The 20,730-nt window shown below is 69.1% G+C and carries 17 protein-coding genes, 1 tRNA gene and 1 pseudogene; 17 read left to right on the top strand and 2 right to left on the bottom strand.

Annotated features, from left to right (window positions below; all coding sequences use genetic code 11):
- Positions 1-274 precede the first annotated feature (274 nt).
- A complete protein-coding gene (locus ACWDR4_RS10030; RefSeq protein WP_450406289.1) occupies positions 275-733 on the bottom strand; it encodes a UTRA domain-containing protein in 459 nt (152 codons plus the stop codon).
- On the opposite strand from ACWDR4_RS10030, the pseudogene ACWDR4_RS10025 reads away from it, so the two are divergent.
- The 3 genes and pseudogenes from ACWDR4_RS10025 to ACWDR4_RS10015 form a co-directional block, all read left to right on the top strand.
- A pseudogene (locus ACWDR4_RS10025) lies at positions 689-1,714 on the top strand (replication initiator); the annotation flags it as partial. The gene ACWDR4_RS10030 and the pseudogene ACWDR4_RS10025 sit on opposite strands and share 45 nt — an antisense overlap.
- Positions 1,704-1,907 (top strand): helix-turn-helix transcriptional regulator, encoded by a 204-nt coding sequence (locus ACWDR4_RS10020; RefSeq protein WP_443231941.1) that lies wholly within the window; start codon positions 1,704-1,706, stop codon positions 1,905-1,907. The pseudogene ACWDR4_RS10025 and the gene ACWDR4_RS10020, both read left to right, overlap by 11 nt.
- Complete coding sequence (locus ACWDR4_RS10015; protein WP_450406286.1) at positions 1,904-3,292, top strand: tyrosine-type recombinase/integrase; 1,389 nt, start codon at positions 1,904-1,906, stop codon at positions 3,290-3,292. Before ACWDR4_RS10020 ends, ACWDR4_RS10015 begins: the two co-directional genes overlap by 4 nt.
- A 267-nt stretch (positions 3,293-3,559) precedes the next feature.
- Here ACWDR4_RS10015 and ACWDR4_RS10010 read toward each other — a convergent pair.
- A tRNA-Arg gene (locus tag ACWDR4_RS10010) sits at positions 3,560-3,631 on the bottom strand.
- A gap of 115 nt (positions 3,632-3,746) precedes the next feature.
- On the opposite strand from ACWDR4_RS10010, the gene ACWDR4_RS10005 reads away from it, so the two are divergent.
- From ACWDR4_RS10005 to ACWDR4_RS09940, 14 genes are all read left to right on the top strand, one after another.
- Entirely contained in the window at positions 3,747-4,259 is a 513-nt protein-coding gene (locus ACWDR4_RS10005; RefSeq protein ID WP_450406642.1) for a response regulator, read from the top strand.
- A gap of 194 nt (positions 4,260-4,453) precedes the next feature.
- Positions 4,454-5,563 carry an ArgS-related anticodon-binding protein NrtL gene (gene nrtL / locus ACWDR4_RS10000; protein ID WP_450406283.1) on the top strand — a complete coding sequence of 370 codons (1,110 nt, stop codon included), beginning with the start codon at positions 4,454-4,456 and terminating at the stop codon, positions 5,561-5,563.
- Between the two features lie 57 nt (positions 5,564-5,620).
- Complete coding sequence (gene lysA, locus ACWDR4_RS09995; protein WP_450406280.1) at positions 5,621-7,012, top strand: diaminopimelate decarboxylase; 1,392 nt, start codon at positions 5,621-5,623, stop codon at positions 7,010-7,012.
- A gap of 158 nt (positions 7,013-7,170) precedes the next feature.
- A complete protein-coding gene (locus ACWDR4_RS09990; RefSeq protein ID WP_450406279.1) occupies positions 7,171-8,463 on the top strand; it encodes a homoserine dehydrogenase in 1,293 nt (430 codons plus the stop codon).
- A 6-nt stretch (positions 8,464-8,469) separates the two neighbouring features.
- Positions 8,470-9,528: a threonine synthase gene (thrC, locus tag ACWDR4_RS09985; RefSeq protein ID WP_450406276.1), complete on the top strand. Its 1,059-nt coding sequence runs from the start codon at positions 8,470-8,472 to the stop codon at positions 9,526-9,528.
- Between the two features lie 356 nt (positions 9,529-9,884).
- A complete protein-coding gene (gene thrB / locus ACWDR4_RS09980; protein ID WP_450406274.1) occupies positions 9,885-10,814 on the top strand; it encodes a homoserine kinase in 930 nt (309 codons plus the stop codon).
- A gap of 508 nt (positions 10,815-11,322) precedes the next feature.
- Positions 11,323-13,401: a transcription termination factor Rho gene (gene rho / locus ACWDR4_RS09975; RefSeq protein ID WP_450406272.1), complete on the top strand. Its 2,079-nt coding sequence runs from the start codon at positions 11,323-11,325 to the stop codon at positions 13,399-13,401.
- 279 nt (positions 13,402-13,680) lie between these two features.
- Entirely contained in the window at positions 13,681-15,378 is a 1,698-nt protein-coding gene (locus ACWDR4_RS09970; protein WP_450406640.1) for a trypsin-like serine protease, read from the top strand.
- Between the two features lie 208 nt (positions 15,379-15,586).
- Positions 15,587-16,693, top strand: a complete 1,107-nt coding sequence (locus ACWDR4_RS09965; protein WP_450406270.1) for an LCP family protein — start codon at positions 15,587-15,589, stop codon at positions 16,691-16,693.
- 202 nt (positions 16,694-16,895) lie between these two features.
- On the top strand, positions 16,896-17,120 hold the full coding sequence (gene rpmE, locus ACWDR4_RS09960; RefSeq protein WP_006381676.1) for a 50S ribosomal protein L31: 225 nt from the start codon (positions 16,896-16,898) through the stop codon (positions 17,118-17,120).
- Between the two features lie 103 nt (positions 17,121-17,223).
- The gene (gene prfA, locus ACWDR4_RS09955; protein WP_450406267.1) at positions 17,224-18,300 is read left to right on the top strand and encodes a peptide chain release factor 1; all 1,077 of its coding nucleotides are present in this window, start codon (positions 17,224-17,226) and stop codon (positions 18,298-18,300) included.
- An 87-nt stretch (positions 18,301-18,387) separates the two neighbouring features.
- Positions 18,388-19,227, top strand: coding sequence for a peptide chain release factor N(5)-glutamine methyltransferase (gene prmC, locus ACWDR4_RS09950; RefSeq protein WP_450406637.1), 840 nt, complete (start codon positions 18,388-18,390; stop codon positions 19,225-19,227).
- A 53-nt stretch (positions 19,228-19,280) separates the two neighbouring features.
- Positions 19,281-19,928 (top strand): L-threonylcarbamoyladenylate synthase, encoded by a 648-nt coding sequence (locus tag ACWDR4_RS09945; RefSeq protein ID WP_369033110.1) that lies wholly within the window; start codon positions 19,281-19,283, stop codon positions 19,926-19,928.
- On the top strand, positions 19,925-20,605 hold the full coding sequence (locus tag ACWDR4_RS09940; protein WP_450406264.1) for an arsenate reductase/protein-tyrosine-phosphatase family protein: 681 nt from the start codon (positions 19,925-19,927) through the stop codon (positions 20,603-20,605). The genes ACWDR4_RS09945 and ACWDR4_RS09940 overlap by 4 nt, the downstream gene beginning before the upstream one ends.
- The last annotated feature ends 125 nt before the right edge of the window (positions 20,606-20,730 follow it).

Raw genomic sequence — 20,730 nt, 5'->3', positions numbered from 1 at the left:
GGCGAGTCGGGCAGTCTGTGGACCTGCCTGTTAAAGCACGACGTTGGGGCCATGATCTTAGAGGCTCGCCCCAAAGTGGCTGCCTAAAGCCGTGGGGCCGACCGCCCCAGCCATAGAGGGTTTCTCCCACCAATACCCGCTGCACGTAGCGCGCCGCCGGGCGCGGCCAGCCGGGGTGGAGGCAGGAGGCAGGCCGTGCCGCAGAGACGGCCCGCGCCCGCGCTGCGCGCGGGCCTTGATGACGTAGAGAAGGTCTGAGCCAACTGAGGTTCGGCTACAGCCTGAACGACAGTTCCAGATCGTCGCCGGGGAGGTGGAGCTCCTCAAGGGCCAGCGGCTTGTCTCCCTCCGCGAGCGTCACGCGGATGACATGCAGCAGCGGCACGCCTTCGGGCAGGCGGAGGGCTTGGGCCTGGTCCGGGAGGGGCATGCGCGTGCGGACGTACTCCGTGAAGTGAAGTTCGTGGTTCAGCTCGGCGAGTGCCACGTAGAGCTCTGGCGCCGGCGGCGGTGCTTCCTCCTCGTACTTCGTGCCGACCAGAACCGAGAACGGCACGTACGTGCGGTGGAGTTGGCGGAGGCGGCCCTGGTCGGCTGTCTGCAAGGCGTCGTACGTGAACATCGGCTCGCCTGGTGGGATGCAGAGGAGATCCGCCAACGCCAAGGGGGCGTCCGTGCGAGTGGCTACCGGTGGTTCGCCACCCTCACCGCTCCCGGCTTTGGCCCGGTTCACACCCGTCGTGAGCGCGAGGGGCGTGTACGGGCATGTCGTCCCCGGAGGGCGGGGGAGTACTGCCCGCACGGCTCGCCCATCGGATGCCATGAACGTCACTCGGAGGGTGAGCCCGGTCTCGGCGAGCCACTGTGTCCGCACTGCTACGACTACGCGGGGACCGTGCTCTGGCAGGCGTACGCCGGTCAGCTCTGGCACCGGTTCACGCTGGAGCTGCGCCGCGAGGTCGCGCGGCGGGCCGGGCTGTCCCGTACCGAGTTCGGGGATGTGGCCCGGTTGTCGTACGCGAAGGTGGCGGAGTACCAGCGGCGGGGCCTGGTCCACTTCCATGCCGTGATCCGTGTCGACGGGCCGGAGGGACCAGCCTCGACTCCGCCCGGTTGGGCGACAACGGATCTGCTGATGGATGCGGTACCGGCGATTGTCGGTCGTGTACGGCTCGTCGCCCCTGGCGCGGATGTCGTCGGCGGTCGTGTGCTGCGGTTCGGCGAACAGGTCGACGTGCGGCCCATCGCGGCGTTCGGATCGGGGGAGAGGCTGACCTCCGCGGCCGTCGCGGGCTACATCGCGAAGTACGCCACCAAGGGTGCCGAGTCCGCCGGCGCGGTCGACGGCCGGATTCACCAGGCGCGGGAACTGGTCATGCTGCCGGTACGGGCCCATGTCCTCCGCATGATCAGTACGTGCTGGTGGCTCGGTGGTCTGCCCGCGTTCGAACCGCTCGGATTGCGGCGCTGGGCGCACATGCTCGGCTACGGCGGCCACTTCTCCACCAAGTCGCGGTGCTATTCGACGACGCTGACCGCGCTCCGTGAAGCTCGTGCCGAACATCGTGCGGAGGAGCAGCGCACCGCTCTCGGTATCGGCGCCCGGTCAACGATCACCGTTGGGCAGTGGCGCTATGCCGGGCGCGGCTACTCACCGGAGGCGGCGCTTTTGGCTGCCTCCGTGCGGGAGGACGGTGGTCGTCATGGCGCGTGAGAAGGCGGCCGAACTGCTCACCGTGCGGCAGGTGCTCGAAGAACTGGGCGGGATCTCCCGGCGCACCTTCTACCGCTGGCGGGAACTGCGCATCGCGCCGGCCTGCATCCGTCTGCCGAACGGTGAGTTACGAGTCCGGCGTGACGTGCTCAACGACTGGTTGGCGGAGCGAGCGGAGGGAGCCGCGTCGTGAAGTCGTACAAGGTCGTCATCTGGAAGCTCAGCATCAACCGTTCCGCGAAGAAACCGACGTACCTGGTCCGCTGGTCCGTGGGCGGCGAACCCTTCCACGAGTCGCACAAGACGAAGGCGTTGGCCGATCGCTTCCGTGCGAAGCTGCTGCGGGCGGCGGACAAGGGCGAGCCGTTCGACACCGTGACGGGTCTGCCGGACTCGCTGCGCGGCGGCAAAGTAGCGCTGTCTTTCCTGGAGTTGGCGCTCAAGTACATCGATGCCCGGTGGGCGGAAGCGTCGGCGAAGCAGCGGGACAGCATGACCGACTCGCTGGCGACGGTCCTGCCCGCGCTGGTCAAGCCGGGACGCGGGCGCCCCACGCCCGAGATCCTGCGGCGGGCGCTGCGCTCGTACGTACTGCCCCCGCCTCGGCGGGAGCGGGAGCGGCCCGAGGAGATCGCCTCGGCGGTGCGGTGGCTTGAGAAGTCGTCGCTGCTGGTGGCGGAGTTGCAGGAGATCGCGCGGGTTCACGAACTGATCGATGCGCTCGGCCGGAAGCTGGACGGCAAGCCTGCGGCGACGCAGACGTACCGGCGGCGGAGGGCGGTCGCCTTCAACTCCCTTGAGTTTGCTGTTGAGTTGGAGGCTTTTCCTTCCAACCCCCTCGGGCGGGTGCGGCGCAAGCGGGGGAAGCGACCCGTCCAAGAGGTTGACCGCCGAGTTGTGGTCAACCCTCGGCAGGCGCGGGAGCTGCTGGCGGCCGTGACGTACGTCGGTGGCTACGAGCGGGCGAGCGGTCGACGACTCCGGGCCTTCTTCGGATGCCTGTACTACGCGGCCATGCGCCCCGGTGAGGCGCTGGGCCTACGCCGTTCCGACTGCACGCTTCCCGCGCAAGGCTGGGGTCGTATCGAGCTGACCGAGACGCGTCCGACCGCGGGCAAGGCGTGGACCGACTCGGGCGAGGCTCACGACCGGCGGGGCCTCAAGCAGCGCGCTCAAGGTGAGGTGCGCATCGTGCCGATTCCGCCTCCGCTGGTGGTGCTGCTTCGTGAGCACCTGAAGGAGTTCGGTACGGCGAAGGACGGCCGGCTCTTCGCGAGCGAGCGGGGCAACGTCGTGGCCGCGTCGTCGTACTCGCGTGTGTGGAAGCAGACGCGTGAGTTGGCGCTCGTACCGGGACAGGTCTCCTCGGTGCTGGCCTTCCGGCCGTACGACCTGCGGCACGCGGGCGTCTCGCAGTGGCTCAACTCCGGAGTGCCTGCTCCGGAGGTGGCGGCTCGTGCCGGGCACTCGGTGGATGTCCTGCTGAAGATCTACGCGAAGTGCATCGACGGGCAGGAGCAGGAGATGAACGACAGGATTCTGAAGGGGCTGGGGGAGGGGCTCGACACCGAAGGCTGAAGGCGGCCCACGCACCACTCACGCACACGCTGAAGCCCCGGAGCGATCCGGGGCTTTCGCGGCTGTGTCGGAGGTGTGCCGGAAAGCTGTGCTGAGGGCTTCGGGAAACGGTCGCTGACCTGCCGGAAGACCCCTCAAGATCATTACGTCACCATTACGTGATCACTGGCAAACAACTACTTTCAGCGGCATCCGCCTGCACACACGCGAAGACCCCGTCCTCAGCTACTGCGCTGATGGCGGGGTCTTTGGGCACCCAATACAAGGTGCCCCCGGCAGGATTCGAACCTGCGCACACGGCTCCGGAGGCCGTTGCTCTATCCCCTGAGCTACGGGGGCGTGTCTGGCGCGTTGCGCGGTGACGGGTAGAACACTACCAGCTCGTTCGGGGTGATCAGGAACGGGTTTTGAGGGTCCCGGGGGACGGGGCAGGCGCCCGTTCGCGGGCGTGGAAGTGGGGAAAAGCCGGACGCGGTGGCCGGTCTCGACCTACCCTCGACTTGTGCCGGGCGTGTCCGGCCGGGTGCTTGTTGTGGACGACAACAAGGTGATCCGGCAGCTGATCAGGGTCAACCTCGAACTGGAGGGTTTCGAGGTCGTGACCGCTGCTGACGGTGCCGAGTGTCTGGAAGTCGTTCATCAGGTGCGCCCCGATGTCGTCACCCTTGACGTCGCGATGCCCCGGCTCGACGGTCTGCGCACCGCCGCCCGCCTGCGCGCGGACCCCCGTACCCGCGACCTGCCCCTCGCCATCATCAGCGCCTGTTCGCAGTACGAGGTCGAGGCCGGGCTTGAAGTCGGCGTCGACGCGTTTCTTGCCAAGCCCTTCGATCCCGCCGAACTCATCGGTCTCGTACGGCAGTTGGCCGAGCGGGGTCGGGACAGCGCCTCCCTTGAGAGCGCCCTCACGCCACCCCTCGGCGCCCCCAACGAAGCCGAGCGCGCCGGCTGGGGCGCCAGCGGCTGACCCGGGCACAGTTGTTCCGCCGGTCCCTTCTCTCTCCCCCCTCTCCTTCCCCTGCCCCTCTTTCCCTCCTCCCCTTCTCTCTCCTCCTCCGCTCTCTCCCGCACCCCTGGCTGCCTCTCGCCTCTCCCGTCCACATACCGGACCCCCCAAACCCAGTCGCACCCCCACCCCCCCTCCTCCCATACCCTTGTCCCGTGACCCCCGTCGAGCTGTCCCGTACCGTGCTGTGCGCGGTGCGTCGTGCTGTCGACGAGGGAAAGCTGAGTGTCGCCGTCCCCGCACGCGCCGTCGTTTCCGCGCCCGGGCCCGGTGGCACCGGGGACTACGCCACGAACATCGCGCTGCAGCTGGCCCGGCCCGCCGGACGCACCCCCCGCTACGTCGCCGAAGTGCTGCGCGAGCGGATCAGCGTCGCCCCCGGTGTCCGCGACGTCGAGATCACCGGGCCCGGGTTCCTCAACATCAGCCTCGACAGCGCAGCCCCCGCCGCCCTCGTACGCGAGATTCTCAGCCAGGGTCTGCGGTACGGGCACAGTGACGCTCTCGCCGGGCAGGTGCTCGGCGTGCGCCTGCCCGGCGCGTACGAGGCCCGCGCTGATGTCATCGCCGACGCCGTCGTACGCATCGTCGCCACCCAAGGCGGCCGGGTGCACATCCATCGTGGCACCGGTGAACAGAGCGCCGCTCATGACGTCGACGTCGACGTCCTCGACCTCCGCACCCTCCCCCCAGCCCCCCGCGACCCCACCCCCCTCGGCCCCGACGCCGCCCGCTGGGCCCTCCTCCACCCCGCGCCCCACGACCGGCCCCGTATCGGCGCCGAGCACCTGGTCCAGCGGGAGAGCAACCCCCTCTTCCGGGTGCGGTACGCCTACGCCCGTACCCGCGCCCTCGGCCGCAATGCCGCCGACCTCGGCTTCACCGTGCACCCGGGTGACCTCACCTCCGTACCGCCCCAGCTCCTCGGCCGCAACGCCGCCGACCTCGGCGTCCCCGCGTACCCCGGTGACCTCACCGACCTACCGGCAGCCCCCCCGGCAGCCCCCCCTGCTCTCCTCACCCCCCTCGCCGACCACCCCCGTCTCCTCCTCGGCGCCGCCACCCACCGCGCCCCGGACCGGCTCGCCCGGCATCTCGTCACCGTTGCCGATGCCACGCTCGCCTTCTTGCCCACCGTGCTGCCGCTCGGCGACGAGAAACCCTCGGCCGCCCACCGGGCCCGGCTCGCGCTCGCCGAAGCCGCCGGGACGGTGCTGGCCGGCGGCTTGTCCCTGCTCGGCATCGACGCACCCGAATACCTTTGACATGCCTCTTGCCATACCTCTGACATGTCTTGACACCTCTGAGGAAGCCGCACAGCCATGAGCCGTTCCGCACATCCCGCCGGGCCCCGTCACGCCGATGTGCTGCCCGAGGGGCACCCCTCCGCGCCGCCCGCCGACCTCAACGCCCTGGACCCGAAGGTCTGGGCGTCCACCGTCACCCGTACCCCCGACGGTGTCGTCACTGTGGGAGGGGTCGAGGTCACGACGCTTGCCGAGGAGTTCGGTACCCCGGCCTATTTCCTCGACGAGACCGACTTCCGCGAGCGTGCCCGCGCCTGGCGTACCGCCTTCGGAGCCGACGCCGACGTCTTCTACGCCGGTAAGGCGTTCCTCTCGCGTGCTGTTGTGCGGTGGTTGCATGACGAAGGGCTCAACCTTGATGTTTGCTCGGGAGGTGAGCTGACCACCGCTCTCTCCGCCGGTATGCCCGCCGATCGCATCGCCTTCCACGGCAACAACAAGTCCGTCGACGAGATCGAGACCGCCATTCGTGCCGGTGTCGGGCGGATCGTGCTCGACTCCTTCCAGGAGATCGTCCGGGTCGCGCATGTCGCGCAGTCCCTCGGTAAGCGGCAGCGCGTGCAGATCCGTATCACCGTGGGGGTCGAGGCGCACACCCACGAGTTCATCGCCACCGCACACGAAGACCAGAAGTTCGGGATTCCGCTTGCCGGTGGGCAGGCCGCCGAGGCCGTGCGGCGGGCCCTTCAGCTCGATGGGCTTGAGTTGATCGGTATTCACAGCCACATCGGGTCGCAGATTTTCGACATGTCCGGGTTCGAGGTCGCCGCGCATCGCGTTGTCGGGCTGCTCAAGGACATTCGTGACGAGCACGGGGTCGAGCTGCCCGAGATTGATCTTGGGGGTGGGCTCGGGATCGCCTACACCAGCGACGACGACCCCCGTGAGCCCCACGAGATCGCCAAGGCTCTGACAGAGATCGTCAGCCGGGAGTGTGAAGCCGCCAGGCTCAGCACCCCTCGTATCTCCGTCGAACCCGGGCGTGCCATCGTCGGGCCCACCGCCTTCACCCTCTACGAGGTCGGCACCATCAAGCCGCTCGAAAACCTGCGCACCTACGTCTCCGTCGACGGCGGGATGTCCGACAACATCCGGACCGCGCTGTACGACGCCGAGTACAGCGTCGCTCTTGTCTCCCGGACCTCCGAGGCCGCGCCCATGCTCGTGCGGGTCGTCGGCAAGCACTGCGAGAGCGGGGACATCGTCGTCAAGGACGCCTTCCTGCCCGCCGACCTGGCACCGGGTGACCTCATCGCGGTGCCGGCGACCGGTGCGTACTGCCGGTCCATGGCCAGCAACTACAACCACGCCCTTCGGCCGCCCGTTGTCGCCGTGCGTAGCGGGGAGGCTCGTGTGATTGTTCGACGGGAGACCGAGGAGGATCTTCTGCGTCTCGACGTGGGATAAGGCGGCGACAGCCCGCCACACATCGCGCGGCGGAAGATCTCCTGTCTTCCGCCGCTCGGAAAACGAAATAAACATCTCACGATCCGGACGATGGATAGAAACTTCAGTCCGGTGAGTGAGACTTGTCGAACCTAGACGGTATGAGGAAACGAGGTCGGATGATGCGTACGCGTCCGCTGAAGGTGGCGCTGCTGGGCTGTGGGGTTGTCGGCTCAGAGGTGGCGCGCATCATGACGACGCACGCCGACGATCTCGCCGCGCGCATCGGCGCTCCTGTCGAGCTTGCCGGTGTTGCCGTGCGGCGGCCCTCCAAGGTGCGTGAAGGCATCGACCCCGCCCTCGTCACCACCGACGCCACCGCCCTCGTCAAACGCGGTGACATCGACGTCGTCGTCGAGGTCATCGGGGGTATCGAGCCCGCGCGCGCCCTCATCACCACCGCCTTCGAGTACGGGGCGTCGGTCGTCTCCGCCAACAAGGCCCTCCTCGCCCAGGACGGCGCCGCCCTGCACGCCGCCGCCGAGGACCACGACGCCGACCTGTACTACGAGGCCGCCGTCGCCGGTGCCATCCCGCTGATCCGGCCGCTGCGCGAGTCCCTCGCCGGGGACAAGGTGAATCGCGTGCTCGGGATCGTCAATGGCACTACTAACTTCATCCTCGACAAGATGGATTCCACTGGGGCGGGGTATCAGGAAGCCCTCGACGAGGCCACCGCCCTGGGGTACGCCGAGGCCGACCCCACCGCCGATGTCGAGGGGTTCGACGCCGCCGCCAAGGCCGCCATCCTCGCCGGAATCGCCTTCCACACGCGCGTGCGGCTGGACGACGTCTACCGCGAGGGCATGACCGAGGTCACCGCCTCCGACTTCGCCTCCGCCAGGAACATGGGCTGCACCATCAAGCTGCTCGCCATCTGCGAGCGGGCCGGGGACGGCCAGTCCGTCACCGCGCGTGTGCATCCGGCCATGATTCCGCTGACGCACCCGCTGGCCTCCGTGCGCGGTGCGTACAACGCCGTGTTCGTCGAGTCGGACGCCTCCGGACAGCTGATGTTCTACGGGCCCGGTGCCGGCGGTGCGCCGACCGCGTCCGCCGTGCTCGGCGACCTCGTCGCCGTGTGCCGCAACCGGCTCAGCGGGACGACCGGGCCGGGCGAGTCGGCGTACGCCGCGCTGCCCGTGTCGGGCATGGGCGATGTCGTCACGCGCTACCACATCAGCCTCGACGTCGCCGACAAACCGGGTGTTCTCGCCCAGGTGGCCACCGTGTTCGCCGAGCACGGGGTTTCCATCGATACGGTTCGGCAGACGGGCAAGGACGGCGAGGCATCCCTCGTCGTCGTCACCCATCGTGCGTCCGACGCCGCCCTGGGCGGAACCGTCGAGGCGTTGCGCAAGCTCGACACCGTGCGGGGTGTCGCCAGCATCATGCGGGTTGAAGGAGAGTAACCAGCAATGACCCACCAGTGGCGCGGAATCATCGAGGAGTACCGGGACCGGCTGCCCGTCTCCGACAGCACGCCGGTCGTGACGCTCCGCGAGGGCGGCACGCCTCTCGTCCCCGCGCAGGTGCTCTCCGAGCGCACGGGCTGCGAGGTCCACCTCAAGGTGGAGGGCGCCAACCCGACCGGGTCCTTCAAGGACCGCGGTATGACCATGGCCATCACGCGCGCGAAGGAGGAGGGGGCCAAGGCTGTTATCTGTGCCTCCACGGGCAACACCTCTGCCTCCGCCGCCGCCTACGCCGTGCGCGCGGGGATGGTCTCGGCCGTTCTCGTGCCGCAGGGCAAGATCGCCCTCGGCAAGATGGGGCAGGCGCTCGTGCACGGCGCCAAGATCCTCCAGGTCGACGGCAACTTTGACGACTGCCTCACCCTCGCCCGGGCACTGAGCGACAACTACCCTGTGGCGCTGGTGAATTCGGTCAACCCGGTGCGTATCGAGGGACAGAAGACGGCCGCCTTCGAGATCGTCGACATGCTCGGCGACGCGCCCGACATCCATGTCCTGCCGGTCGGCAACGCGGGCAACATCACCGCGTACTGGAAGGGCTACACCGAGTACGCCGCCGACGGCATCGCCCGGCGCACCCCGCGCATGTGGGGGTTCCAGGCGGCCGGCAGTGCCCCGATCGTGCGCGGCGAGATCGTCAAGGACCCCTCGACGCTCGCCACCGCGATCCGGATCGGCAACCCTGCCTCCTGGAAGCAGGCGCTGGCCGCGCGCGACGACTCGGGCGGCCTCATCGACGAGGTGACGGACCGTGAGATCCTGCGCGCCTACCGGCTGTTGGCCGCGCAGGAGGGTGTTTTCGTCGAGCCGGCGTCCGCCGCGTCCGTCGCCGGTCTGCTGAAGCTGGCCGAGCAGGGCAAGGTCGACCCGGGCCAGACGATCGTCTGCACGGTCACCGGCAACGGCCTGAAGGACCCGGGCTGGGCCACCGAGGGCGCACCGAAGCCGGTCGTCGTGCCGGTGGACGCCGCGACCGCCGCCGAGCGACTGGGACTCGCGTAGACCGGGTACTGACCACCCGAACCGGGATACTCCCACGTACTCCCTACGGCGGGTGCACAGGGGGCTTGCGACACGCATCGTGCGCCTCCTGTGCGCCCTATGTCGCCACAGAACCTTCCTTCGATAAGCTGGGGTGAACCCGCCCGCCGCATATGCCCCGGCACATGGCACGGCGCCGCGTCGTCCCAGCGGCCTGAGGGTCTTCATGTACGTCTTCAGCCGTTTTACATCGGCTTCAGTCGTCTTCGGCCGCCTGTTGTCGTCCTGTCAGTGCCGTATGTCAGTGCCGTATCGAATGTCTTCGACAACCTCGACAACTTTCGACAACCTCGCAGCTCAAGGAGAGTCATCGAGCGATGGCCGGTCCAGCGTTCCGCGCCGCCGCCGTCCGGGTGCGCGTCCCCGCCACCAGCGCCAATCTCGGTCCGGGCTTCGACGCCCTGGGCCTGTCGCTGGGGTTGTACGACGACGTGGTCGTCCGGGTGGCCGACTCCGGGCTGCACATCGACATCGCGGGTGAGGGCAGCGAGACCCTCCCGCGAGACGAGAACCACCTCCTCGTACGGTCCCTGCGCACCGCCTTCGACCTGCTCGGCGGACAGCCGCGCGGCCTGGAGATCGTGTGCGCCAACCGCATTCCGCACGGGCGGGGACTCGGGTCCTCCTCGGCCGCCATCTGCGCCGGCATCGTCGCCGCGCGGGCCGTCACCATAGGCGGCGACAACCGGCTCGACGACGAGGCGCTGCTCGAACTCGCCACCGAGATCGAGGGGCACCCCGACAATGTCGCCGCCTGTCTGCTCGGCGGGTTCACGCTCTCCTGGATGGAGGCCGGAGCCGCCCGGGCGATCAGGATGGAGCCCCACCGTTCCGTCGTTCCGGTGGTTTTCGTGCCGGGGAAGCCGGTGCTGACCGAGACCGCGCGCGGTCTCCTGCCGCGCACCGTCCCGCACGTCGACGCCGCGACCAACGCGGGGCGCGCCGCCCTGCTCGTCGAGGCGCTGACCAGGCGTCCTGAGCTTCTGCTGCCGGCCACCGAGGACCGGCTGCACCAGGACTACCGCGCCCCCGCCATGCCGGAGAGCGCGGCGCTGGTGGAGCGGCTGCGGGCCGACGGCATCCCCGCGGTGATCTCCGGCGCCGGGCCCACGGTGCTGGCGCTGGCCGACGAGGCCACGGCCGACAAGGTCTCCCGGCTGGCGGGCGAGGGCTGGGCCGCCAACCGGCTCGGACTCGACGCCCGGGGCGCGAGTGTCATGCCGCTCGCGGCACCCGGCGAGAGTTAGGCGGAGACATCAACGGGGCGACGTCGAAGAAGGCCACAGCGAACGCGGTCGCAGCTCAGGCGGCCACAGCGAACGCTGCGGCATTCGACGCTGTGACATTCAACTACATACGGTTGCCGGATTTGGAGAGGGGGAATGTTTGTTGGATCCGGTAGTGTTAACCTCAAGTCTGCACCCGACCCCACCATGGCGAGGTGCTTTGTGTCCCCGTCCGGGACAGACATTCTTCCGGGAGCCCCCCAAGCCATTCTGTGTTTCATGCGGCGTTCCATTCGTCGTGTGCAGGCGCTGAGCGGCATTCAGGACACGCTCCGGAACCGGTGTGACCAAGCCGCCTGACACGGACACTCAGTGTCATGGCTTTGGGAAACGCCATCACCAGAAACCTCTTCCGCCGCTTCGGCGGACCACCGCCCCGGCACGGTCCACTCATGAAGGACCGCAGCCGGACAGCACAACCGGTCGCCGTGCCAGACAGGCCGACGTCCGCTCCAGGGAAGGACCCTTCGTGAGCGACACCACCGATCTGATGGGCGCACGTGTCGAGGAGACCGCTGCCGCGCCCTCCACGGACGCCTCCGCGCCTGCCACGGGTGCCGGCTCCCGGCGGCGCCGCGGTACCGGCCTCGACGGCATGGTGCTGGCCGAGCTGCAGCAGGTCGCATCCGGCCTCGGCATCAAGGGCACTGCGCGGATGCGCAAGAGCCAGCTGATCGAGGTCATCAAGGAGGCGCAGGCCGGAGGCGGGACCTCCAAGGCCGCCTCCCCCGCCGGGGACGCCGCCGAGGCCAAGCCGAAGCGCCGCGCCACCTCCAAGGCCCGCACGGGCGAGGACGCCGCGCCCGCCGCCGTGGAGAAGAAGACGGCCGTGCAGGTCGAGGCGCCCGCCGAGAAGGCCGTGGCGCAGCAGCAGATCGAGATCCCCGGTCAGCCCGCCAGCGACGACGCCCCGGCCGGGCGTGGTCGGCGTCGTGCCACCGCCGAGGCCGGCAGCCCCGAGACGGTTGTCGCCGAGGTGAGGAACGAGCCGAAGGCCGAGACGCCGGTCGCGCAGCCGCAGGCCGACGCCGGTGACGGCGACGGCCGCCAGGGCCGCCGCGACCGCCGGGAGCGCGGTGACCGCGGTGACCGCGGCCGGGACCGCGACCGCCGGGGCAGCAAGGGCGACGAGCAGCAGGGCGGTGCCCAGCAGCGCGGTACCCAGCAGGGCCAGGGCGGCCAGCAGAGCGACGGCCGTCCGGGCCGCCAGGACCGTGCCGAGCGCCAGGACCGCCAGCAGCGCGACCAGCGCGACAGCGGGCCGCGTGACAACGGGCCGCGCGACAACGGCCCCCAGGACGACGACGACTTCGACGGCGGACGCCGCGGCCGTCGTGGCCGTTACCGGGACCGCCGGGGCCGGCGCGGGCGCGAGGAGTTCGGCCCGAACGAGCCGCAGGTCGCCGACGACGACGTCCTGATCCCCGTCGCGGGCATCCTGGACATCCTCGACAACTACGCCTTCATCCGTACGTCGGGCTACCTGCCGGGCCCCAACGACGTGTACGTCTCCCTCGCCCAGGTCCGCAAGAACGGCCTGCGCAAGGGCGACCACGTCACCGGCGCGGTCCGTCAGCCGAAGGAAGGGGAGCGCCGCGAGAAGTTCAACGCGCTGGTGCGCCTGGACTCGACCAACGGCATGGCCCCCGACTCCGGTCGCGGGCGCCCCGAGTTCAACAAGCTGACCCCGCTGTACCCGCAGGACCGCCTCCGTCTGGAGACGGACCCGGGCATCCTCACCACCCGCATCATCGACCTCGTCGCGCCGATCGGTAAGGGCCAGCGCGGTCTGATCGTGGCCCCGCCGAAGACCGGCAAGACCATGATCCTGCAGGCGATCGCCAACGCGATCACCATCAACAACCCCGAGTGCCACCTGATGGTCGTCCTGGTCGACGAGCGTCCGGAAGAGGTCACCGACATGCAGCGGTCGGTGAAGGGCGAGGTCATCTCCTCGACCTTCGACCGCCCGGCCGAAGACCACACCACGGTCGCCGAGCTGGCCATCGAGCGCGCCAAGCGACTGGTGGAACTGGGCCACGACGTCGTCGTCCTGCTCGACTCGATCACGCGTCTGGGCCGTGCGTACAACCTCGCCGCCCCGGCCTCCGGCCGCATCCTGTCCGGTGGTGTCGACTCGACCGCCCTGTACCCGCCGAAGCGCTTCTTCGGTGCGGCCCGCAACATCGAGGACGGCGGCTCGCTGACCATCCTCGCCACCGCGCTGGTGGACACCGGGTCCCGCATGGACGAGGTCATCTTCGAGGAGTTCAAGGGCACCGGCAACGCCGAGCTGAAGCTCGACCGGAAGCTCGCCGACAAGCGCATCTTCCCGGCGGTGGACGTCGACGCGTCCGGTACCCGTAAGGAAGAGATCCTGCTTGCCCCCGACGAGCTCGGGGTCGTCTGGAAGCTGCGCCGGGTGCTGCACGCGCTCGACCAGCAGCAGGCGGTCGAGCTGCTCCTCGACAAGATGAAGCAGACGAAGTCGAACGCCGAGTTCCTGATGCAGATCCAGAAGACGACGCCGGGCAACGGCAACGACTGACGGTCGGTAAGCGGAACGACTGACGATCGGTAAACGGTCGGCAAGCAGTCCATAAAGGGCCACCTCCTGTTCCAGGGGTGGCCCTTTGTGGTGTTTGGGACAGGTGTACGATCGCGCTCTTCGGGCCGGTTCTCGTGGTGTGCCCGAACGAACAGACGATCCCTAGGGGGGACTTGAGTGGGTATATCTCTGTCCGGTGAAGGCCGCCACAGACGCCGTGTACGGATCGCCGTGCCCATCGTGGCCGCCGGCCTCGCCGCCGCGGTCACCGGCGCCCTGATGATGTCGTCCGCGAACGCCGCCACCGCCCTGCCGCAGCCCACCGCCGACCTGAGCCGCAGCGCGGTGCCCAGCACGGCCGAGCTGGAGCAGCGCATCGCGGGCGCGGTCGCCGGAGACGACATCCCGGGCGTCACGACGAAGAAGTCGGCGCTGACCGCCGGCACCGTCGCCGGCACCAAGGACGCGAAGATCATCGGTGGTTCGACGACCACCATCTCGGCGGCGCCGTACATGGCCCAGCTCTGGTACTACGACGACAAGGGCACGGACGCGACCGGCGACGACATCGGGTTCTTCTGCGGCGGCGCCGTCATCGCGCCGACGAAGATCCTCACCGCCGCGCACTGCGTCAAGAACTACAACTGGAAGGCCAACGGCACCGTCGTCACCGGTACCGCGACCCTTCCGGACGACGACGGGAACACGGACGGGACCGTCTCCGGCGTCTGGCGCCAGTGGAACAACCCGTCGTACAGCTCGACGACGTTCGACAACGACATCGCCGTCCTGACGCTCGCGTACCCCGTCAAGGCCGCGCCGATCCGGATGACGACGGCCGGTGACACCGCCTCCTACAAGGCGCTCACCAACGCCAAGGTCTACGGCTGGGGGCGCACCAGCTCCACCACCCAGGACGTCTCCGAGACGCTGAAGACGGCCACGCTGCCCATCCAGTCCGACGCCACCTGCACGGGCGCCTACGGCAGCGACTTCGTCAAGGGCCACATGGTCTGCGCGGGCACGCCCGCCACCGGCAGCGACACCGGCACCACCACCGCCTGCAACGGCGACTCCGGCGGTCCGCTCGTGGTCGCCGGCAAGGTCGTCGGTGTCGTCTCGTGGGGTGTGACGGACTGTGTCGAGGAGGGCGCCTACAGCGTCTTCTCGAAGGTCACCTCGTACGTCGGCGCCGTGTACCCGCGCGTCGAGGACGCGAACCTCAGCGGTGACCAGATGGCCGACCTCTGGCTGCGCCGCGCCTCCACCAAGGTCGGCTACTCCAAGGACTCCAAGGGCACGAGCTTCGGCCCGAGCGACCCCTGGGGCAACTGGGACGGCGTCAACGTCGTCCTGCAGACCGACCTGAACCGGGACGACTACCAGGACCTGGTGATCCGCGACAGCTCCAACGGCGCCGTCTACTGGATGCACTACGTGCCCGACACCGAGGCCTGGGACACGAAGCAGATCTTCGCCAACTGGAAGTCCCGCACCCGGATCATCACCCCGGGCGACGTCACCGGCGACTACAAGCCCGACGTCCTCTCGGTCGACTCCGCGGGCGCCCTGTGGATCTACCCGGGCAACGGCAACGGCACCTTCGGGTCGCCGTCCAAGGTCTCCACCGGCTGGAACCAGTACAGCTCGATCGTCGGCCACGGCGACTTCACCGGCGACGGCAAGGCCGACCTGCTGGCCCGCACCAAGACCGGCGGAGTCGGCTACCTCCTCAAGGGCAACGGCAAGACCGGCTCCCAGGCCTTCGTGCCCCGGGTCAAGGTGCGCACCTGGAGCGGCTTCAACACCCTGGTCACCCCCGGCGACGTGACCGGCGACGGAAAGGCCGACTTCCTGGCCCGTACGCCCGCCGGAGTGATGTACCTCTACCCGGGCACCGGCAAGGGCACGAGCGAGATCTTCGGCACACCGAAGTCCGTCGGCACCGACTACAAGCAGTGGGACATCATCAGCTAACCCGCAGGTGAACGGGGTTCTCCAGGAGCTTCCCGCGGAGAACCCCCGCCCGTTCGGTCACACACTGTGCCCTTCGCACCACGCGAAGGGCACAGTTCGTTGTGCAACCCTTTTTCCGTAATGACCGTCTGACTGACCGGGTACGACGGAACCATGACTGGCCCTGAAAGCAGGGGGTAACCGACCGGGACGAGACCGAGGGAAGCACATGTCCGCCGAGAGCAATCCGCTTGATCCAGCGAAGCCGGCGAAGCGGGGCAGCCGCCGCAAGCCCCGAGGCAAGCACTCCAGGGCGCTGCTCATCACCGCCTGGATCGCCGCGGCCATCGTCGTGCTCGGCGGCACCGGACTCGGTTACGTGTACTTCAAGCTCAACGGCAACATCAAGAGCGTCGACATCAACCAGGTCCTCGGCACCGACCGCCCCACCAACGTCGACAACGGCTCCGAGGACATCCTGGTCCTGGGCTCCGACACCCGCTCCGGCGCCAACAAGAAGCTCGGCGGCGGCACGGACGACGGCAGCGCCCGCTCGGACACCGCGATGATCGTCCACGTGTACGAGGGTCACAAGAAGGCCAGTGTCGTCTCCATCCCCCGGGACACCATCGTCGACCGGCCCGCGTGCACCGACGCCAAGGGCGTCACGCGCGACGCGGCGACCGGCGTGATGTTCAACTCCGCGTACTCCACGGGGGGCGCCGCCTGCGCGGTGAAGACCGTCGAGTCGCTCACCGGGATCCGGATGGACCACTACATCGAGGTCGACTTCACCGGCTTCCAGAAGCTCGTCGACGAGCTGGGCGGCGTGGAGATCACCACGACGAAGGACATCAAGGACTCCGACAGCCACCTGAACCTGAAGGCCGGCACGCACAAGCTGAACGGCAAGCAGGCCCTCGGCCTGGTCCGCACCCGCCACGGCGTCGGCGACGGCTCCGACCTGGGCCGCATCCAGCTCCAGCAGGCGTTCATCAAGGCCCTGGTCGACCAGATCAAGGACGTAGGAGTCCTGACGAACCCCAAGAAGCTCTTCGACCTGGCGGACACGGCCACGAAGGCGGTCACCACCGACTCCGACCTGGGCTCGGTCCGCTCCCTGACGTCCTTCGCCACAGGCCTGAAGAGCATCAGCTCCTCCCACATGACCATGATCACGATGCCGGTGGAGTACGACCCGGCGAACCCCAACAGGGTCATAGTCGACAAGACCAAGGCTCAGTTGGTCTGGAAGGCCCTGAAGGCCGACAAGCCCATCCCGGCAGCCGCAACAAAGGGCACGGCAAAGGGCGACGCGGCAGGCGTAGTCAGCTGATGAAGGCAGTGGGCGAAGCCCCTGCCTTCAGGGGCGCGGGGAACTGCGCGACAAGCCACAACGCACCCGCAGGGAATACTCAAGGGCAACCCCCGGTTTTGGGGGATGCGCCCAGTCCTGGCAGACTGGTACGTCGGCCCCGGTTCACGCACCCGCATCCCGCGGAGGCGACCCGGCGCCCTCCCGAACCTAGGAGAACCCCTTGAAGCGCGAAGTCCACCCCGAGTACGTCGAGACCCAGGTCAGCTGCACCTGTGGCGCGTCGTTCACCACCCGCAGCACGATCACGAGCGGCAACATCCGCGCCGAGGTCTGCTCCGAGTGCCACCCGTTCTACACGGGCAAGCAGAAGATCCTCGACACCGGTGGCCGCGTGGCCCGCTTCGAGGCCCGCTTCGGCAAGGCCGCTGCCGGCTCCAAGAAGTAGCGAGGCACCAGCGCCGGTCCACGGTCGCCCTCCGGGGCGTACCTGGACCGGCGTTTTTGGTCGCCCGCCTTCCCCCACGCACCACACGTTTTCAGGAGCCCCCATGTTCGAGGCCGTCGAGGATCTGCTCACCGAGCACGCCGACCTGGAGAAGAAGCTCGCCGACCCGTCGGTCCACGCCGACCAGGCCAACGCGCGCAAGCTCAACAAGCGCTACGCCGAGCTGACCCCGATCGTCGCGACCTACCGCTCCTGGAAGCAGACCGGGGACGACATCGGCACGGCGAAGGAGTTCGCCGTCGACGACCCCGACTTCGCCGCCGAGGTCAAGGAACTGGAGAAGCAGCGCGAGGAGCTGACCGAGAAGCTGCGCCTGCTGCTCGTTCCCCGGGACCCCAACGACGACAAGGACGTGATCCTGGAGGTCAAGGCGGGCGCGGGCGGCGACGAGTCGGCCCTGTTCGCCGGTGACCTCCTGCGGATGTATCTGCGGTACGCGGAGCGCGTCGGCTGGAAGACCGAGATCATCGACGCCACCGAGTCCGAGCTGGGCGGCTACAAGGACGTCCAGGTCGCCGTGAAGACCAAGGGCGGCCAGGGCGCCACCGAGCCCGGCCAGGGCGTCTGGGCCCGGCTGAAGTACGAGGGCGGCGTGCACCGCGTACAGCGGGTGCCCGCGACCGAGTCCCAGGGCCGTATCCACACCTCCGCCGCCGGTGTCCTCGTGACCCCCGAGGCGGAAGAGGTCGACGTCGAGATCAACCCGAACGACCTCCGCATCGACGTGTACCGGTCCTCAGGACCCGGCGGGCAGTCCGTCAACACGACCGACTCCGCCGTGCGCATCACGCACATTCCCACCGGAGTCGTCGCTTCCTGCCAGAACGAGAAGAGCCAGCTGCAGAACAAGGAGCAGGCGATGCGTATCCTGCGCTCCAGGCTCCTCGCGGCAGCCGTGGAGGAAGCGGAGAAGGAGGCCGCCGACGCCCGCCGCAGCCAGGTCCGCACCGTCGACCGCTCCGAGAAGATCCGTACGTACAACTTCCCGGAGAATCGCCTCTCGGACCACCGCGTCGGCTTCAAGGCCTACAACCTTGACCAGGTCCTCGACGGCGACCTCGACGCCGTCATCCAAGCCTGTGTCGACGCGGACTCCGCAGCGAAGCTCGCGGCAGCGTAAGCCCCGTACGAGCCCCGTACGAGTGACAAGTACCGGAGGACCAGCGTGCAGCAGAACATTGGGGGACGGCCCCCGAGCCCCCGCAGCTTGCTGCTCGCCGAGGTGGCCCAGGCCACCCAGCGGCTGGCCGACGCCGGCGTGCCCTCGCCGCGCAACGACGCGGAGGAACTCGCCGCGTTCGTGCACGGCGTGAAGCGGGGCACGCTGCACACCGTCCAGGACACCGACTTCGACGCCCGCTACTGGGAGGTCATCGCGCGCCGCGAGGCCCGTGAGCCGCTCCAGCACATCACCGGGCGGGCCTTCTTCCGGTACCTGGAACTCCAGGTCGGGCCCGGCGTGTTCGTACCGCGCCCCGAGACCGAGTCGGTCGTCGGCTGGGCCATAGACGCCGTCCGCGCGATGGACGTCGTCGAGCCGCTGATCGTCGACCTGTGCACCGGCTCCGGCGCCATCGCGCTCGCCCTCGCCCAGGAGGTCCCGCGCTCCCGCGTCCACGCCGTGGAGCTGTCCGAGGACGCCCTGGCGTGGACCCGCAAGAACATGGAGGGGTCCAGGGTCGACCTGCGGCAGGGCAACGCCCTGGACGCCTTCCAGGACCTCGACGGCCAGGTCGACCTGGTCATCTCCAACCCGCCCTACATCCCGCTCACGGAGTGGGAGTACGTCGCTCCCGAGGCCCGGGACCACGATCCCGAACTCGCCCTGTTCTCGGGCGAGGACGGCCTCGACCTCATCCGGGGCCTGGAACGCACCGCCCACCGTCTGCTGCGCCCCGGCGGCGTCGTCGTCGTCGAGCACGCGGACACCCAGGGCGGCCAGGTGCCGTGGATCTTCACCGAGGAACGGGGCTGGGCCGACGCGGCCGACCACCCGGACCTCAACAACCGCCCGCGCTTCGCGACCGCCCGCAGGGCCATGCCGTGAGCGACACCCAGACTTCCTACCCCCAGCAGTACGTGTACGAGGAGGCCCGCTAAATGGCTCGGCGATACGACACCAACGACGCGACCGACCGCACGACCGGTCTGCGCGAGGCCGCGTCCGCCGTCCGCCGCGGCGAGCTGGTGGTCCTCCCGACCGACACGGTCTACGGCATCGGCGCCGACGCGTTCTCCTCCGAGGCCGTCAACGACCTGCTGGAGGCCAAGGGCCGCGGCCGTGGCATGCCCACGCCCGTTCTCATCGGTTCCCCGAACACCCTGCACGGCCTGGTCACGGACTTCTCCGAGATGGCCTGGGAACTCGTCGACGCCTTCTGGCCGGGCGCCCTCACCCTCGTCGCCAAGCACCAGCCGTCCCTCCAGTGGGACCTCGGGGACACCCGCGGCACGGTCGCCGTACGCATGCCGCTGCACCCGGTCGCCATCGAGCTGCTGACCGAGGTCGGCCCCATGGCCGTATCGTCGGCGAATCTGACGGGCCATCCGGCGCCCGAGGACTGTGACGCCGCCCAGGAGATGCTCGGCGACTCCGTCTCCGTCTACCTCGACGGCGGTCCCACGCCCGGGAACGTCCCGTCGTCGATCGTCGACGTCACGGGCAAGGTGCCGGTCCTGCTGCGCGCGGGCGCGCTGTCGGCCGATGAGCTGCGCAAGGTGGTCCCCGACCTCGAGGTGGCGAATTGACAGCCCCTGACGCGGGGCGTGGCATAGGCACGCGTACGGGGGTCACGGGGACTCAGCACTGGAACGGGGCCTCGCGGGACGCCTTCCGCATCCTTTATGTCAGCACCGGCAACGTATGCCGCTCACCGATCACCGAGCGGCTGACCAGGCATGCCCTGGCGGACCGGCTCGGCGACCCGCTGTGGGGCGGCCTGATCGTGGAGAGCGCCGGTACGTGGGGCCACGAGGGCGCACCCATGGAGGCCAACGCGGAGGCGGTCCTCGCGGAGTTCGGTGCGGACCCCTCCGGGTTCACCGGGCGTGAGCTGCTCGACGAGCACGTGATCCGGGCGGACCTGGTGCTCACGGCGACGCGGGACCATCGCGCGCAGGTCATCTCCATGGGGCACTCGGCGGGTCTGCGCACGTTCACGCTGAAGGAGTTCACCCGCCTGGTGAAGGCGATCGACCCGGCGACGCTGCCGCCGCTGGACGACGGCATGATCGAACGCGCCCGCGCGCTGGTCCGCGCGGCGGCGGCGCTACGCGGGTGGCTGCTGGCGCCTACGGCGGAGGCGGACGAGGTGTACGACCCGTACGGGGCGCCTTTGACGTTCTTCCGGTCGATCGGGGACGAGATACAGCAGGCGCTGGATCCGGTGGTGACGGCGCTTACCGGGGTGCCTGCGAAGACCTGATCGCCCACTGTCCTGCCCCTGTGTGTCGTTTTGCGGCTGCGGGTCCGTCGTGGCCGGTCGCGCAGTTCCCCGCGCCCCTTTGGGGCGCTACGGCCTACATTGGACGTACGTCACCGTCGACGTAC

This window comes from Streptomyces sp. NPDC000878 (assembly GCF_053599695.1).
Note: the sequence above shows the minus strand (reverse complement) of the source record. Positions and strands in the feature narration are given on the sequence as shown.

Coding starts and splice junctions, on each gene's coding strand:
- ACWDR4_RS09945 (WP_369033110.1), top strand. CDS start 19,281: ATGGCTCGGCGATACGACACCAACGACGCGACCGACCGCACGACCGGT.
- ACWDR4_RS09990 (WP_450406279.1), top strand. CDS start 7,171: ATGATGCGTACGCGTCCGCTGAAGGTGGCGCTGCTGGGCTGTGGGGTT.
- thrB (WP_450406274.1), top strand. CDS start 9,885: ATGGCCGGTCCAGCGTTCCGCGCCGCCGCCGTCCGGGTGCGCGTCCCC.
- ACWDR4_RS10020 (WP_443231941.1), top strand. CDS start 1,704: ATGGCGCGTGAGAAGGCGGCCGAACTGCTCACCGTGCGGCAGGTGCTC.
- ACWDR4_RS09965 (WP_450406270.1), top strand. CDS start 15,587: ATGTCCGCCGAGAGCAATCCGCTTGATCCAGCGAAGCCGGCGAAGCGG.
- thrC (WP_450406276.1), top strand. CDS start 8,470: ATGACCCACCAGTGGCGCGGAATCATCGAGGAGTACCGGGACCGGCTG.
- prfA (WP_450406267.1), top strand. CDS start 17,224: ATGTTCGAGGCCGTCGAGGATCTGCTCACCGAGCACGCCGACCTGGAG.
- ACWDR4_RS09970 (WP_450406640.1), top strand. CDS start 13,681: ATGATGTCGTCCGCGAACGCCGCCACCGCCCTGCCGCAGCCCACCGCC.
- lysA (WP_450406280.1), top strand. CDS start 5,621: ATGAGCCGTTCCGCACATCCCGCCGGGCCCCGTCACGCCGATGTGCTG.